Genomic DNA, 14,716 nt, shown 5'->3' on the forward strand with positions numbered 1-14,716 from the left:
TTGCTTTGAGGCCGACTGCCGGGGGAAACTAGTTTGTCATCCCTCTTATGCCATTCATGCCCGCTGTCCGTCGTGTTCTGCCTTCCGGTTTTCAGGTGCTGCTTCGAGTGGCGTTGCTCGCGATGCTTCCTTGTTCCGCCGTTGCGCAGGATGGCCGGGCTGCCCTGCCGCAGGTGCGGAGTGCTGCCGTCGTGGGTTCGGATGCGGGTGAGGTTGCGGCTTCGCAGCAGGTGCCGTCGATTGCCATCACCCTGAAACGGACGATCGCGCAGCAGGCTGATCTGGACGCATTCCTCAAAGATGTACGGACGAAGGGGAGTAGCCAGTATCACCAGTGGCTGACGCCGGATGTGTTCGCAAAGCGGTTCGCACCTTCTGCGGATGCGGTGGCGCAGGTGACGACCTGGCTGCAATCGCAGGGGCTGCAGGTGAATTCGGTTGCAGCGAGTGGCATGCGGCTGGAAGCGAGCGGAACAGCCCAGCAGACAGAGACGGCTTTTGCCGTGTCGCTGCATCGGATGGCGTTGGGTTCGAGCGACGCGGTTTCGGTGATGGGAACGCCGAGTGTGCCGACTGCGTTGGCGGGTGTTGTGGGGTCGGTTTCCGGGCTGGATGCGATGGCGGCTTCGACGGATTCCGTGGCGGTGCTTGCAGATTCGGTGGATGCGAATACGGCTGCCGTTCTGATGGCTGATCTTACGAAGACGTCGGTTTCTGCGGAGGAGTTGACCGCGGTGCTGGAGCAGGCGGCGGCGCAGGGACAGACGGTGGTTTTGGTTGGTGCTTCGTCTTCGCTGGTGCCGGAACGGGCGCTGCTGGTGGTGAAAGCTGCGGCGGTTGCTGGCGATGATTCCGGGGAGGAAACTCCGAGGCCTGATTGGCAGGCGGCGCAGGGTTTGCCTGCGGATGGGCTGCGAGCGACTCCTGATGCGGCGGTAACTGATGTTGCAGCGCTTGCGGCTGGATTGGCCTCTGTGTCGACTACATCAGGTAGGCAGGGTGAGGTTGCGGCGCGTTTCTACCAGGTGGCGCCGGAGCCGGGCGTGTTCACGCATGCCGACTCTTCTGTGGCTGATGGCACGTGGGCCGCTGCGGATGGTCTGGGTACGGTGGATGTGGCGAAGCTGGTGAAGGCGCTGGCGGTTGGTTCGACGAATCCTTTTAGCTCTGTGATTGGTTTGTCGACGCATGTGCTGACGCATGGACAGTCGATCACATTGACCGCAACGATCACTGGAGGTTCCGGGACACCGACGGGCACGGTCACGTTCGCCAGTTCGCAGGGCGGCACGTTGGGATCTGCGGCGATGACGAATGGCGTTGCGACATATTCGACCAATAGCCTTGCCGGTGGCCAGTATGGGTTTTACGGCACCTATAACGGTGACAGCACCTACGCGAGTAGCACCACGAATGTTGATACGGCGACGATTGGTGCCGAGCCGGCGAAGGTGATTGCTGGTGTCAATGGCACGCCGCTGGTGGGGACCATCATGGCGGTGTCGGTGGGGGTTTCTTCTACCAGCGGTGTTGGTACGCCGTCGGGTACGGTTACGGTTTGGCCGTATGGGTCGGCTGTCGATGTGAACTCGTACACGGGGACGCTGGGTGCGTCGACGAGCGGTCAGGCGACGGCCAGCGTCAATGTGCCTGCTTCCAATGCGGGTACGTTTACCTTCCAGGCGAACTGCACTTCGGACGCGAGCTTTTCGTGCAACTCACGAACCAACTTCTCTGTGACCGTGGGCAAGGGTGCTCCGGCGATGAAGCTGACGCAGACGGGAACGTCAACGGCGGCGGTGCTGACTGCGACTGTGACCGTGCCAACGACTGCGGGGACTGGGACGGTTGCTCCGACAGGTTCGGTGCAGTTTCTGGATAACGGAACGGCCATTGGAAGCGGCACGTTGAACAGCTCCGGCGTGGCGGCCTATACCGGCGCGTTGGGTAGCGGCGCAACACATGCTGTGACGGCGACGTTCGGCGGTGATGGGAATTACAACACTGCCACCGCGACGGCGAATGCCATCACGAAGGTGACGCCAACTGTGGTGCTGGCAGTGGTCACTGCGGGCACGAGTTTGTCCGCGACGGTGACGCCACCTTCGGGAACATCCACCATTCCTACGGGCGCAGTGCAGTTTCTGGATGGCAGCACGGCGATTGGTACGGCGACTCTGAATGGTTCCGGCGTTGCGACGTATACCGGCGGTTACACGTCTGGCTCGGGACACATTCTGACCGCTGCGTATGCGGGTGATACGAACTTCAATGCCGCGACTTCGAATGCGATTGATACGAGCAAGATCATCCCAACGGTGACGCTGACGAAGACTGCGTCGTCACCGACAGCTGCGACTGTGGGACTGAGTGCGGCTGTGACAAGCACGTCCTCTACAGTTGCGACGGGAACTGTTGCGTTCATGGATGGAGCCACGAAGATCGGCACCGGGACGTTGAGTGCGGGTGGTGTTGCCACGTTCGCCGGTTCGCTGGCTACGGGTACGTCAGTATCCACATCTTCGAGGGTGCGGCCATTTGTCACGGCCACTGTGACGCATACGTTGACGGCGGTGTATGGCGGCGATACGAATTTCAATGCGGCAACTTCGAACGCAGTAACTGCGGATGCGACTACGACGTTGATTACGACGTCGACTGCGCTGACGTCTTCGTCGGGATACACCGGCGCGTACGGCACGAGCTTCACGCTGAATGTGGTGGTGACGCCGTCGAGTTATGTGACAGCGGGAACTGCTCCCAGTGGGACTGTCACGATCAGCGACGCGAGCGGTGTGGTGGGCACCGGGACGCTGAGCGCAGGCTCGGCGAGCATTGCGATCAGCACGTTGACGGTGGGTAGTCATGCGCTGACTGCGACGTATGGGGGCGATACGAATTATGCGGCTTCGACAAGTTCGCCTGCTGTGACGATCACGATTACGCCTGTGACGGCGACGATTACAGCGACGATTTCACCCACGGGATCGGTGCCGTATGGGTATAACGCGAACATCACGGTGAATGCGTCAGCAGCGAGCGGCGGTGTGGCGCCGGCTGGCACAGTGACTGCGACGGTTAGCGGTAACAACGGCACTTATACCGGTACGCTGACAGCGACGGGTGTGGGTGCGACAACATCGACGGCGAGCATTGCTTTCCCCGTACCACCACCGGGCAAATACACCATTACGATCACGTGCAATACGAACATCACCTGCAATACAGCGTCGGTAAGTGTGACGACGACGCAGGGATACACCAAGACGACGATCACGGGTGCGCCCTCTTCACCGCAGGCTGGAGTGCCGGTGAGCATCTCTGCGACCGTTGCGAATTCCGGCACTGGTACGGGAACCTATACCTACAGCGGTACCGTGAGCTTTTACGCAAACAATAAGCTGCTGGGCAAGGCAGCGGTTGCGAATGGAGTCGCTACTGCTTCGGTCACGTTTACTTCTGCTACGTCGACAAGTGTGACGGCAATCTACAGCGGCGATACGAACTGGAATGGAAGCACGTCGGACGCGATCACGGTGGTGCCGCTGCCGCTTGATGCTGTTGTATCCGTGACGGCGAGTACGACGAATGGCATTGTGGGGCAGAACATTACGCTGACCGCGACCGCCACGTCAGCGGTTTCAACCGCGACACTGGTGCCTTCCGGCACGGTGACTTTCTATGACACGTACAACGGTGTCGTTGTAAATCTTGGAAGCGCTTCGCTATTGTCGAACGGCTTGAATGCGTCCTACGCTGCGCTTTCCACTACAGGGCTGCGGGCGGGGTCGCACAGTATCGCCGCCATTTATTCAGGCGATACGGCATTCAACAAAGGGACGGCTGCGGCGCTTGTCGTGAACATGGGCGACTTCTTGATGTCGTTCACGCCTTCTTCAACGACGGTTTCGCAGGGAGGTTCTGCGCAGATCAATCTGGTTGTTGCCGGAGTGAATAATTTCAGCGGAACGATTGCGTTGGGATGCACGGCACCGGCCGGCACGGAGACGACCTGTTCCATCAATCCTGCGAGCGTTACTACTGGCTCGTCTGCTGTGATCACGATCAATACAACGAAGGCCGCCGCATCTACGAAGAGTGCTAGCAGGATCGCGGTTGGCGCGTCTGCTGCGGGTCTGTTTGCGTTGCTGTTGATGGGAGGGCGCAGGCGGCGTGTGGCTGCGTTGCTATTGGTTCTGCTGGGAGTTGGGTTGATGAGCGGTGGGTGCGGAGAAGATTCCACCTCCAACAATGGTGGAGGGACGACGGACTCAGGCACACCGTTGGGAACGCTGACCTTCCAGGTGGTGGGAACCGCCGTTGGTGGGCCGGTTGCTGCCAGCCGTACTGCCGCAGTGTCTGTAACCGTGCAGTAGTCGCGTTTCGGTTGAAGCTTTAGCGAGCGAGCAGAACTACGCCTGCGGCTACAAAGATGGCTGCAAGCCAGCGGCGACGATCGACATTTTCCTTCAGGTAGAACTTTGCGGCGATCGCTGTTGCGATGAAGGTAAGGGAATTGGTCGCCGGGGCTACGAGGCTCAGGTCGGCTCCTGATAAAGCGAAGAGCAGCGAGAAGAAGCTGATCGCCATGCAGAAGATGCCGCCGATGAGATACGGCGAGGAGACGACCGCCTTGATTGCGCCTGGGAGGCCGGATTTCGAGCGGATCTCATCCAGATCGCCAACGCGCGTCATGGCGGCAGAGATGAGCGTTTCGCCTACGGTGGCGCCTGCGACCATCAGAACAATCGTGATCACGGTGTCGGCAGAAAGATGCGTCATGCGCCTTCGCCTCCGGTTAATGCGATCGTGTGTTTATGCTCTGTCTTCGATGGTCCGTTCGCTACGAAACCCACGCCGATGACGATGCAGGCAATGCCAGCCCAGCGCGTGGGGGTGATGGCTTCATGTAGCCAGAGACGGCCGATCAGAGCAGTGACTACATTGCCGAAGGCCGTTGCGGGCTGAATAAAGGTGAGGTCGGCCCATGACAGCGCCGTCATGTAACTGCCCATGAAACTGATGAGCACTGCGATGCCGGCGATCACCCACGGGTTCAGCAGAGCGTGCAGTAAGAGGCCAAGATGAGCGAAGGAGACAGGGCCAACTTCACGCATGCCGCGGCTTAACAGTGCATCGCCCACCGATGCGCCCAGCATGATGAAGACGAGCATGAGGTATTGCGAGAATTTTAGGCGGTGAGACATCGACACATTTGATTGTATCGGGACGAAATAGACTCAGGATTGCTGCGGGACGCGCTGTTGCAATGCGGCAAGAAAGCCCGGCATGTCTTTCAGGTGGAGTTCCTTGTATTGATGTGGATACAGGTCGTGGGAGAGTTTCGCGACTTCGAGTTCCACTACATTTCTTTTTAGCTTTCCTTTGCCATCGCATGCCTGCTGGAAGGAGACGATGGAACTGTAGGGAATGAAGACGGAACGTAAACCTTGGCGGATTCGCAGCGAACGCTCAGTGAACTGAACTTTGCCTGAGAGGTAAAACAACACGTTCATACACAGGCAGAGTAGCCACAGCGTGAGAGCAATCACGGTAAGCCAACGCCGGTAAGAAAGGCTATAGACCGAATGACTGGTGAGCCGGTCCGCGCTAAAGATAACCCATACAAGAGAGATGACAATCTGACTGAGGCCACCATTGTTGGTTATGCGGAAGGTCATGACTGCATCCTGATGTGGGATCGGCTGGTATGCAAGCGAAAAGAAACGCCTCCCGAAGGAAGCGTTTTCTGTTTGATACCAGCATGATGCTTACGCGTTCATGCTGACTGATTCCTGCTGCTTCAGTGCGTTCTCTTCCGCCTTGGCGCGAGCGGCCTTGTTACGCTGCGAGCGGAGCTTCATGAACGACTTTGCTTCCACGTAGAGGCGGGGCACATCGCGGTTGACGATGGCCTTCCAGACGACGCGGAACGCTGCCTTCGGGCGGAAGTAGTATTCGTCGTAGAAGCGGTGAACTGCTTCCATTACGTACTCCGTCGGCAGGCCGGGGTACTCGATGTGCGCCATCTGGTGGCCGCCGTTGTCGTTCATGTTCTCGTTGGTGATGAAGCCATTCTTCTCGGCGAATTCGTAGAACTCAGTGCCGGGGTAAGCGTGGGCTACCGAGACCTGGATGGTCTCGCAGTCGAGCTGCTTCGCGAAGTTGATGGTGTTGCGGATGGATTCCTTCGTCTCGCCCGGCAGGCCGAGGATGAAGTCGGCGTGGATGATGAGGCCGAGGTCGTGGCAGTCCTTCACGAATTCGCGAGCGCGCTCGACGGTGGAACCCTTCTTGATGTTCTTCAGGATCTGCGGATCGCCGGACTCAAAGCCCACGATGAGCAGACGGCAGCCCGCTTCCTTCATAGCCTTCAGCGTGTCGCGATGCGTGGTGGTACGGCTGGTGCAGGACCAGGTGATGCCGAGCGGCTTCAGCTTTGCGCAGAGCTCGATGGTGCGTTCCTTCTGGATGTTGAATGTGTCGTCATCGAAGAAGAATTCCTTCACATGAGGGAAGTTCTCCTTGGCCCACTTCAGCTCGGCGGCCACGTCGTCGGTGGAGCGCTTACGCCATGCGTGACCGGAGAGGGTCTGCGGCCAGAGGCAGAAGGTGCACTGCGCCGGGCAGCCACGTGTGCTGTACAGCGAGATGTAGGGGTGCAGCAGGAACGGCACGTTGTAGCGCGTGACGTCCATGTCGCGCTTGTAGATCTTGGTGGCCCAAGGCATCGCGTCCAGGTCTTCGACCTGCGGACGGTCCGGGTTGTGCTGGATGACGCCGTTCTCGTCCTTATAGGAGAGGCCGAGGATTTCGCTGATCGGCTTGCCCTGCGCGTATTCGACGATGGTGTAGTCGAACTCGCGGCGGCAGATGAAGTCGATGGCGCTGCACTCGTTCAGAGCGCGCTCGGGGTCGGTGGTGACCGGCGGTCCAACGAAGGCGATCTTGATGGTGGGGTTGGCCTTCTTGATGGCCTGTGCCAGAGCGTGATCGCCAGCCCAGCCCACGGTGGAGGTGAAGAGAACCAGGAACTCGTAGCCCTTGGCGATCTCGATGGTCTCATCCGCGGAGATGTGGTGCGGCGGAGCGTCGAGGAGGCGCGAGCCTTCGAGCATGCCGGCGGGATAGGCGAGCCACACGGGATACCAGTAGGACTCAATCTCGCGGGTCGCGGGCCAGCGTGAGCTGGCGCCGCCGTCGAAGTTTTCGAAGGAGGGCGGGTTCAGAAGCAGTGTCTTCAATACCATGGCAATAGCTCCGATTTTACCATTTCTTCACCCCCAGCGAGCTTTTTCGGGCAAGGGAACCCGTAGGTGTTCGTGGCAGTGAGTTTAGAGGATCTTTTTAGCGACCGGGTGCCTGGGGGATTGGCGTGGTGGAAGCGCCCGAAGGCGCTGTTCCCGGGACGCCCGGCGTGTTGTTTCCCGTTGCCGGAGGAATTGACGGCGCAATTGTGCTGCTCTTTCCGCCTACTGCGCTCAAAATCCAGTCGCCGAGGGTGTTGGTCTGGCGCATTACGTTCACCTGCGTCTGGCGCAGTTGCAGGTCGGCGGAGAGTACGTCGAGATACTTCTGACGTTCCTGAAGTTGGGCGTTGAGCTGATCCTTCGGGGTGATCTGCGGCCCCTGGTTGTTTCCACCCTGCTGATTTAACTGGATTTGCAGCGTTTCGAGCTGATCCTGGGCAATCTCTCTGTCATCTCGCGCCAGTTGTGCGCGCAGGTCGAGTTCGCGGGCTGCGTTCTGCAGTTTGGCGCGGCCTTCGCGATAGACTGCCCGCTGCAGGTCCGCGTCGGCATAGGCGCGGGCCGCATCGGCGGCAGAGCCGCGTGCTTTGGCGCGGTGGGCCATATCCAGCAAAGGAATGTTGAACTGCAGGCCGAAGCCGAAGGAGTTCTCGCTGTTGGGATTATCCGGGGTGCCACCGAAACGGGGGTAATACGAGGCATACGAAGAGAGGCCGATGGCGACACGGCTGTAATTTGCCGCCAGGACTATCTGCGGTCGCAGTAGATAACGCTTGTCGCCGAAGGCGACGTATTGTTTTGACTTGGCATTTGCGAAGGCGGCCTTGATGCCATCACCGTCAGAAACCGAATCGGGATCCTCTGTTGTGATGGACGGCTTGGCCTGATAGGCAGGAATGCTGGCACGATCTGTCGTAAACGAGACTGCGGGCAGGCCAGTGAGCTCTGCAAGATGCTGTCGGTTGGCGGCGATGTCATCCTGTACCTGCAACTGCTGCAGGCGAATCTGAGTGGCGGTACGACGCGACTTCGGAAGTTCTACCTTGGGATCAACGCCTAGGGAGATGCGATCCGTTGTGACGTTGACGAGCTTGTCTGCATAGCCGAGAGATTGCTGGAGGACACGGCTGCGTTCCGTGGCATAGTCGAGCGCGAGGTAAGTATTGGTAGTGTCTTCCACCACCTCCACTTCCGCGTTATGCAATGACAGTTCAGCAGCTTTGACGGATTCGTTGGCGGAGCGGATGTAGTCCTTCTGCGAGAACGAGAAGAGAAGACTCTGCGCGCTGATGGAGAAGATGATGGGAACGCCGAGCGGAGCGCCGGTGGATTGGCCATAGCCCGTGGTGGTGGAGACGACCGGAATATAGGCGTCGCGTGACTCGCTGTGACCAGCCCTTGCTTTGTCGAGGTCAGCCTTGGCGATGCGGACTTTCGGACTGTTCTTGAGAGCAAGGTTCACCGCAGAGGACAGCGATACCTGACCGTGTGCCGCGGTAGCAGAACAGAGCAATACAGACGAGATGAGGAGACAGGAAATTTTCATTTGCCGGCGGCCTTCCGTGCCGGTTCGTAGTTATGCGCTAACGCCAGAGCTGCGGCATATTCCTTCTGTGCGCCGTCGTTATCGCCGGATGCCTTCAGGCTATCGCCAAGCAGCACGTGAGCCTGCGCATAGAAAGCGACGTGTTCTTGTGGCGTGGCCAGATAGCTGCGTAGACCGGCCTGAGCCGCGGGAACGCTGCGGTGCATCTGCAGAAGCAGTTTTGCTGCATCCAGTGTGTCGGGGCCGTGTTCCTTATCGCCCTGGATTGCGGATAGCGCCGCTTTTTCGGCGTTATCGTCCTGCTTACGGTTCCGATAAAAACGCGCCAGGTCAACCCATGCCTCCGGGCTATGACCTGCAGCCAGTGCTGCTTTGTATTCCGTTTCGGTTGTGGCGTCGTCGTGACTCTTATTCGCGATCATGGCACTGAGCCGATGTGCGCGTGCTGGGGAAAGGGGCTGCAGCTTTGTGACAAGCAGTTTTGCCTTGTCCGTGCCGCCACCTACGATGCCGGGAGCTTCCACGTAAAACTGGCCAAGGTCACTGAGCGCTTCCACGTTGGAACCATCGAGCTGCACGGCTTTCTCGAATGCACCTCGGATCTTGCCCACCATGCGCATCCCGGTGAAGGCTCCGCTGTGATCCGCTTTGTTGCCGTACATGCGTGCAAGCTCCAGTTCGTAGGTGCTGTTGTTTGGCGCAGCCGCCGTAGCTGCTTCGCAGGCCTGTATCGCGTGGTCGATGTCTTCGATGGAGTTATAGAGTCCGCAACGCAGAAACTCGGCGTCAGCACCTTTTGCATTGCCTAACGCCGCAAAAGCGCTATCGACGCGGCCGTTGTGCGCGTCTGCCTTTGCGGACGCAGGAACCTGCGCCGTGGCACATAAGGATGCCAGCAGAATTGGCGCTGCGAATTGGAGCGAACGCTTCATTACTGCACAACCTTGACCTGTAGTCCCTCTTGAAGATCGATGGAACTGGTGGTCGGATTCAGGGCTACGCTGTCACTGTCGTTGAGGCCAGAGAGGATTTGCACGTTCAACAAGTTGAAGTTGCCGATCTGCACGGTGCGCTTCACAAGGCGGCCCTTCTGAATCAGGTATACATAGTTTGTCGAACTGCCCTGGGTATGTAGCGCTTCGCGCGGAACGCTGAGGACATGGTTCACTTCCTGAGTAATGACACTGACGTTTACGTTTGTGTTGGGCAGAAGATCGCCCGTGGCATCGTCGACTGAGATGAGGCATTCGCCGACGTTACGCGTACCGTACGTGATGACCGTGGTCGGCACGCGGACGATGTGACCATGCCACTGTTGAGTTGGCCGCGCATCCCACTTGATGGTCACCTGCTGGTCAACCTTGAGTTTGCCGATCTCAGGTTCGTCGAAGTAGGCGCGCACCTGCATGTTATTGAGGTTGGCAAGCTGGATGAGCTCTTCTCCCGCACCGACAAAGTCATAGGCCTTCACGGGAAGGGAATAGACCGTACCGGCGAATGGAGCGCGAACGATTTCCTGCGACAACTGTTGCTCTGCCGCGCCCAGAGCGGCATGGCTGTCGTTTAATTGCGCCTGTACTCGATTCAGGTCTGTCGACGCATAGCGTGACGTGGAACGTTGCTGAAGGGCACCCAGTGAGCTCTGCGCAGAGGACAGGCGGGATTGAGCGGCAGCAACTTCTGATGCGGAGGCCGCACCGCGCGCCTGAAGCGCCTGCAGTGCAGAGAGATCTTTCTGCGATTGTTCCACCTGCAATTTCGCGCGATCCAGGTCGCCGAGGATAGCGATGCGCTCATCCTTTGACCCGTTATTGCGCATGTCGGCCTGTGCGGCCTGTGCCTGTGCAATGGCGGAACGCGCCGTTTCGACGCGCGATTCAGCGGTGGCCGAGTTCATCTTAAGGAGCAGAGTGCCGGCGGCAACCTGCTGTCCGTTACGCACGTAGACAGCCTGAACGCTGCCAGGTTCCTGTGCGTGCGCCTGGAAATTCTGGGTGGGCTCAACTTTGCCTGTGGTGGAAGTGTTGCTCACGAGGTCGGTATAGCTGGCCTTCGCAACACGGATCTCCACTTCGCTACGTGTGAAATAGCGAATGCCAAAGACAAGGGCCGAAACGGCCGCTGCCACAATCAGAATTCGAATCGCGATTTTGCTGCCGTTTACGCTTGCTTGTTCGCTCATGCCCGAATCGTCATTGTATAGGACGCCTCTCGCCCGGTCTGCGCTTCAATTTGTTGTCGAGACGGGTGTTAACCGCAGATCACACAGTTCCATTTCCACTCCGCCAAACTGTGGATGCCGATTTTCACGTACTCGATACACAACATCCACGCGGGATCCTGATGCGATACCCATCTCCGCGATTTTTTCCGGCCACACGATTTCTCGGCTCCATCCCAGACAGTCCACAGTTGATTCCGGTGAGATGCGAATACGGAGTTTGATGTGGCGCTCCTTCAATGTTTTTGGAGCTTCTTCCACCTGGCAATCGCGTGACAGGAAGAGAGGCTCCCGGTTGCCCTGGCCAAACGGTTCGAGCAGATGCAATTTCTTTATCAGGTCGGGATTAAGTTCCGCTGAAGGCAGCTCTGCGTCAATCGCAATGCGCTCCTGCAGCATGGCCGAGGAAAGGCGGCCAAGACTGTATGTCGACAGACGCTCGCGCAAGAGGGGCACGCGATCTGACGGCAGGGAGAAGCCGACGGCATGTGCGTGTCCGCCGAAACGGTCAAACAGCAGCGGCTCTGTTTCGGTGTGTGCCGCGGTAATGGCGTCGAGCAGGTGAAACCCGGAAACGGAGCGGCCCGAGCCGTGAGCTTGTCCATCTTCATGCGCGATGACGAGCGCGGGGCGTCGCATGCGCTCAACGACGCGCGAGGCAAGAATACCGATGACACCACGATGCCAGCCTTCACCGTCGAGTACGAGGCAGCCCATGGTGCCGAGAGCGGATTCATCGGAGCGGAGGGCTTCCATTTGTGTTTCCAGCGTGGCCAGTACGCTGGCTTCCACGTTGCGACGATCTTCGTTGAGTTGGTGGAGCTTTGCGGCGAGCGCTGCTCCTTCTTCCGGTGTCCGTGCCAGGAACATGCGGACGACATCTGCGGCCACATCCATGCGTCCGGCTGCGTTAATGCGTGGCGCAACGCGGAAGGCGATGTCTGTGGCTGAAGGTCCGCGTTCCTCGTCCGAGACGACACCTGCCAGGTCGAACAAGGCACGGAGACCGGACTGCCGCTGATCGCGGAGTGCTCTTAAGCCGAGCGCAACGATGACACGGTTTTCGCCGGTGAGTGGAACAGAATCTGCGATGGTGGCAATGGCTACCAGCTTGAGCAGCGAAGGGAGCAGCTTGTCCCAAAGGGCAAGGAAGTCGACCGCGCGATAGGCGTTGGGATCAGCGGCTGGCTTTGTTGCGGCGTGGAGCAGGGCATGCGCGAGTTTGAAGGCGACCGCCGCGCCGCAAAGTTCTTTGTACGGATAGTCGCAGCCGGGCTGGTTGGGATTAATGACCGCAATGGCTTCCGGGATACCCTGCATGCCGTCAGGGAGATGGTGGTCCGTGACGATCAGGTCAAGGCCGAGGCGCTTCGACTCTTCCGCCGCAGCAAAGGCGCGGATTCCGGTGTCGACACTGATGACGAGGCGAATGCCCTGTGTGGCGGCTTCAGCTAGCACGCTGGACTGTATGCCGTAGCCTTCGCGAATGCGGTGGGGGATGTGATATCGCACCAGCGAGGGACCGCCAGTGGGCGTGATGCGGTCAATCGCCGTTTTCAGCAGTACGGTGGCGGTGGTGCCGTCGACATCGTAATCGCCATAAATGAGGATGGGTTCGCGCTTGGCGACTGCCTGCAGCACGCGCGCTACGGCTTCCTTCATGCCACCGAGGAGCATGGGATCGTGCAGGGCTGCCATATCTGGAATGAGGAAACGGCGAGCATCTGCGGGAGTTTCAATTCCACGGGAGACAAGTACCTGCGCGAACCAGAGCGGCTGCTCGAGCGCCGCAGCAAGACCGTGCGCTTCTACACCGGGTTCATCCGGCAAGACCCAGCGTGCATTTCGGGCTGTTGCGATTTCTTCTGGTTCAGACATTGAGCGGATCAGTCTTCGTCGCTGTCATCCAGAACAATGCTGCCCAGATCGGCCACGGCTTCCATCCACTGCTGATAACGGTCGTACCAGTCCGTAGCCGTTTCATAGAGGAACATGATGCCGTTGTAGGCGAAGCCGATCTGCAGATAACCGGTTTTGCCGATGTGCTGCAGAAGATACTGCGCGTCATCGAGGTCCTGGCCGGCTTCGTCGGGAAAGCGGTGAACACGGGTGCGTTCAATGAGCATCTCAATGTCCTGCTTTTCCAGCACGACTTCGCTCATGGTGACGAAGGCAACGTTGGTGGCCTTGGCGTGCTCTACAAAGTCTTTCCAGGCATCGGGGCCGTGTTCCTCAAACATGACAGAAGGAACGTCTTCCGGAACATACGCATTCACCGTACGCAGGCCGTTGCCTGCGATGAACGCAATCATGTCGTCTTTGAGGCCGAGCAGATCGTCAGGGTGCATTTCGTGTTTATTGTCTCACTTCGGCGTGACGTTAGCATGGGAAGATGGCGGTTCCCGAGCGGCAGATTCTTGTATGTCTCAATGAGCGCGATCCTGACGCCTCGCGTCCCTCGTGCCGCAACGAAGGCTCGAGGAAACTGAAGGACGAGCTGAAGGACCTGGTGAAGGATGCCGGGCTGAAGGGCCGTGTCCGCGTATTGGAAACCAGCTGCATGGACCAGTGCGAACACGCCGCGGTCTGCGTGGTGTATCCGGACAACGTTTGGTACAGCTTTGTGAAGGCGAAAGACGCCGAGGAGATTGTGCAGGAACACCTGCTGAACAACCGTCCGGTGGAACGTCTGCTGCACGACAATCCCGCCAATCTGGCCCATGCGGATCGAAGGGCAGAGAAACGCGACTAAGTTGCGTGCTATCCTCCTCTTGCCCATGCTCTTCTCAAAGGATTACGTCGGATATCTCTCGCGGCAGGTGGTGCGCCGGCTTCAGGAAGCGAAAGTCGTACGCACGGATAAGCCCGCCGTTCTGGCAGAACGCATCAACAATGGCCTGGTTGACGAGCTTTCTCTCGAAGACCGCATCAACGAAGAGGCTCGCCTGATTCTGGAGCAGTTACAGGGTGAGATGAGCAAAGTCGGCGCCAGCTACCCGGAGATGTTCAAGAAGATCAAGCTGCGCCTGGTGCAGCAGTACAAGGCGGTGCTGTAATGCGCATTTCACGCGATAAAGTGAACAAACTTGCCCACGTGATCGCAGATACGCTCGCCGATACGGATGAAGCGGAATTCCTTGAGGACCGCAACACCATCCGCCAGGAAGCTCGCAAAATTCTGGAGCAGCTTTTCGCCGAAGAAGTGAAGATTGACGCTGCAGCGCGCCAGAAAATCACTTCCCAGCAGCGCATCATTCTGGAAGGTACGCAGGAGTGGGACATCCTGTACCGCAAGTACTATAACGACGAAGTGAAGCGGTTGGGGATCTAGGTTAAGTTCGGGTTCTCAAATAGCCTTTATCGTTGCCAGGCCATGGCTTTAGGCAAGCTCGAGCTGCCGTTTTGAGGTCGCAGAGATTGCGGTAAAGCATTTGGAATCCGGGCGCTGCTGCGGTATAGTAGGAAAGTCGCGTAAGCGACAGCCACCCTCCCAAAGTGGCGATATGGTGTAACTGGTTAACACGTCGCCCTCTCAAGGCGAAGAGTCCGGGTTCGAGCCCCGGTATCGCTACCACAATCTCCTTATAAATCAATAGATTACAGAGACCGCGCAGAGCCGCGCCTTTTCTTGTTTCAGCTTGGGGGCTGTTGCTGAGGAAAACGCAAATAAATGCAAATCAACGCAGATTTCTGTGCGTT

13 protein-coding genes and 1 tRNA gene are annotated in these 14,716 nt (G+C 58.6%); 5 read left to right on the forward strand and 9 right to left on the reverse strand.

The annotated features are described in order from the left end of the window. Positions 1–56: 56 nt before the first annotated feature. The gene (locus M504_RS01205) at positions 57–4,376 is read left to right on the forward strand and encodes an Ig-like domain repeat protein (RefSeq protein ID WP_198137499.1); all 4,320 of its coding nucleotides are present in this window, start codon (positions 57–59) and stop codon (positions 4,374–4,376) included. A gap of 19 nt (positions 4,377–4,395) precedes the next feature. On the opposite strand, the gene M504_RS01210 is transcribed toward M504_RS01205, so the two are convergent. The 9 genes from M504_RS01210 to M504_RS01250 all read right to left on the reverse strand — a co-directional run bounded on the left by M504_RS01210 (position 4,396) and on the right by M504_RS01250 (position 13,365). Then, on the reverse strand, positions 4,396–4,782 hold the full coding sequence (locus M504_RS01210) for an EamA family transporter (RefSeq protein WP_047487012.1): 387 nt from the start codon (positions 4,780–4,782) through the stop codon (positions 4,396–4,398). Then, positions 4,779–5,207, reverse strand: a complete 429-nt coding sequence (locus M504_RS01215) for an EamA family transporter (RefSeq protein ID WP_052200768.1) — start codon at positions 5,205–5,207, stop codon at positions 4,779–4,781. Before M504_RS01215 ends, M504_RS01210 begins: the two co-directional genes overlap by 4 nt. A gap of 33 nt (positions 5,208–5,240) precedes the next feature. Continuing rightward, positions 5,241–5,681, reverse strand: a complete 441-nt coding sequence (locus M504_RS01220; RefSeq protein WP_047487013.1) for a hypothetical protein — start codon at positions 5,679–5,681, stop codon at positions 5,241–5,243. Positions 5,682–5,771: 90 nt separating this feature from the next. Continuing rightward, positions 5,772–7,250, reverse strand: a complete 1,479-nt coding sequence (hpnJ, locus tag M504_RS01225) for a hopanoid biosynthesis associated radical SAM protein HpnJ (protein WP_047487014.1) — start codon at positions 7,248–7,250, stop codon at positions 5,772–5,774. A gap of 97 nt (positions 7,251–7,347) precedes the next feature. Further along, positions 7,348–8,796 carry a TolC family protein gene (locus M504_RS01230; protein ID WP_047487015.1) on the reverse strand — a complete coding sequence of 483 codons (1,449 nt, stop codon included), beginning with the start codon at positions 8,794–8,796 and terminating at the stop codon, positions 7,348–7,350. After that, a complete protein-coding gene (locus M504_RS01235; protein ID WP_052200173.1) occupies positions 8,793–9,728 on the reverse strand; it encodes a lipopolysaccharide assembly protein LapB in 936 nt (311 codons plus the stop codon). The genes M504_RS01230 and M504_RS01235 overlap by 4 nt, the downstream gene beginning before the upstream one ends. Beyond that, positions 9,728–10,978, reverse strand: coding sequence for an efflux RND transporter periplasmic adaptor subunit (locus M504_RS01240; RefSeq protein WP_047487018.1), 1,251 nt, complete (start codon positions 10,976–10,978; stop codon positions 9,728–9,730). The genes M504_RS01235 and M504_RS01240 overlap by 1 nt, the downstream gene beginning before the upstream one ends. A 45-nt stretch (positions 10,979–11,023) precedes the next feature. Beyond that, positions 11,024–12,895 carry a single-stranded-DNA-specific exonuclease RecJ gene (recJ, locus tag M504_RS01245; protein WP_052200174.1) on the reverse strand — a complete coding sequence of 624 codons (1,872 nt, stop codon included), beginning with the start codon at positions 12,893–12,895 and terminating at the stop codon, positions 11,024–11,026. A gap of 8 nt (positions 12,896–12,903) precedes the next feature. After that, positions 12,904–13,365: a hypothetical protein gene (locus M504_RS01250; protein WP_047487024.1), complete on the reverse strand. Its 462-nt coding sequence runs from the start codon at positions 13,363–13,365 to the stop codon at positions 12,904–12,906. 44 nt (positions 13,366–13,409) lie between these two features. On the opposite strand from M504_RS01250, the gene M504_RS01255 reads away from it, so the two are divergent. From M504_RS01255 to M504_RS01270, 4 genes are all read left to right on the forward strand, one after another. After that, positions 13,410–13,769: a ferredoxin gene (locus M504_RS01255; protein WP_047487027.1), complete on the forward strand. Its 360-nt coding sequence runs from the start codon at positions 13,410–13,412 to the stop codon at positions 13,767–13,769. 1 nt (position 13,770) lies between these two features. After that, on the forward strand, positions 13,771–14,073 hold the full coding sequence (locus M504_RS22610; protein ID WP_255347708.1) for a DUF507 family protein: 303 nt from the start codon (positions 13,771–13,773) through the stop codon (positions 14,071–14,073). Continuing rightward, entirely contained in the window at positions 14,073–14,348 is a 276-nt protein-coding gene (locus M504_RS22615; protein ID WP_047487031.1) for a DUF507 family protein, read from the forward strand. The genes M504_RS22610 and M504_RS22615 overlap by 1 nt, the downstream gene beginning before the upstream one ends. Positions 14,349–14,514: 166 nt before the next feature. After that, positions 14,515–14,591 (forward strand) — tRNA-Glu (locus M504_RS01270). Positions 14,592–14,716: the final 125 nt, after the last annotated feature.

Source organism: Terriglobus sp. TAA 43, assembly GCF_000800015.1.
Lineage (GTDB): Bacteria > Acidobacteriota > Terriglobia > Terriglobales > Acidobacteriaceae > Terriglobus.

Bases quoted from the DNA above. Each gene is read 5' to 3' on its own strand.
- M504_RS01210 (WP_047487012.1), bottom strand. From the start codon at position 4,782: ATGACGCATCTTTCTGCCGACACCGTGATCACGATTGTTCTGATGGTC.
- hpnJ (WP_047487014.1), bottom strand. From the start codon at position 7,250: ATGGTATTGAAGACACTGCTTCTGAACCCGCCCTCCTTCGAAAACTTC.
- M504_RS01235 (WP_052200173.1), bottom strand. From the start codon at position 9,728: ATGAAGCGTTCGCTCCAATTCGCAGCGCCAATTCTGCTGGCATCCTTA.
- M504_RS22615 (WP_047487031.1), top strand. From the start codon at position 14,073: ATGCGCATTTCACGCGATAAAGTGAACAAACTTGCCCACGTGATCGCA.
- M504_RS01250 (WP_047487024.1), bottom strand. From the start codon at position 13,365: ATGCACCCTGACGATCTGCTCGGCCTCAAAGACGACATGATTGCGTTC.
- M504_RS01255 (WP_047487027.1), top strand. From the start codon at position 13,410: ATGGCGGTTCCCGAGCGGCAGATTCTTGTATGTCTCAATGAGCGCGAT.
- M504_RS01230 (WP_047487015.1), bottom strand. From the start codon at position 8,796: ATGAAAATTTCCTGTCTCCTCATCTCGTCTGTATTGCTCTGTTCTGCT.
- M504_RS01205 (WP_198137499.1), top strand. From the start codon at position 57: ATGCCCGCTGTCCGTCGTGTTCTGCCTTCCGGTTTTCAGGTGCTGCTT.
- M504_RS01215 (WP_052200768.1), bottom strand. From the start codon at position 5,207: ATGTCTCACCGCCTAAAATTCTCGCAATACCTCATGCTCGTCTTCATC.
- M504_RS01240 (WP_047487018.1), bottom strand. From the start codon at position 10,978: ATGAGCGAACAAGCAAGCGTAAACGGCAGCAAAATCGCGATTCGAATT.
- M504_RS01220 (WP_047487013.1), bottom strand. From the start codon at position 5,681: ATGACCTTCCGCATAACCAACAATGGTGGCCTCAGTCAGATTGTCATC.
- recJ (WP_052200174.1), bottom strand. From the start codon at position 12,895: ATGTCTGAACCAGAAGAAATCGCAACAGCCCGAAATGCACGCTGGGTC.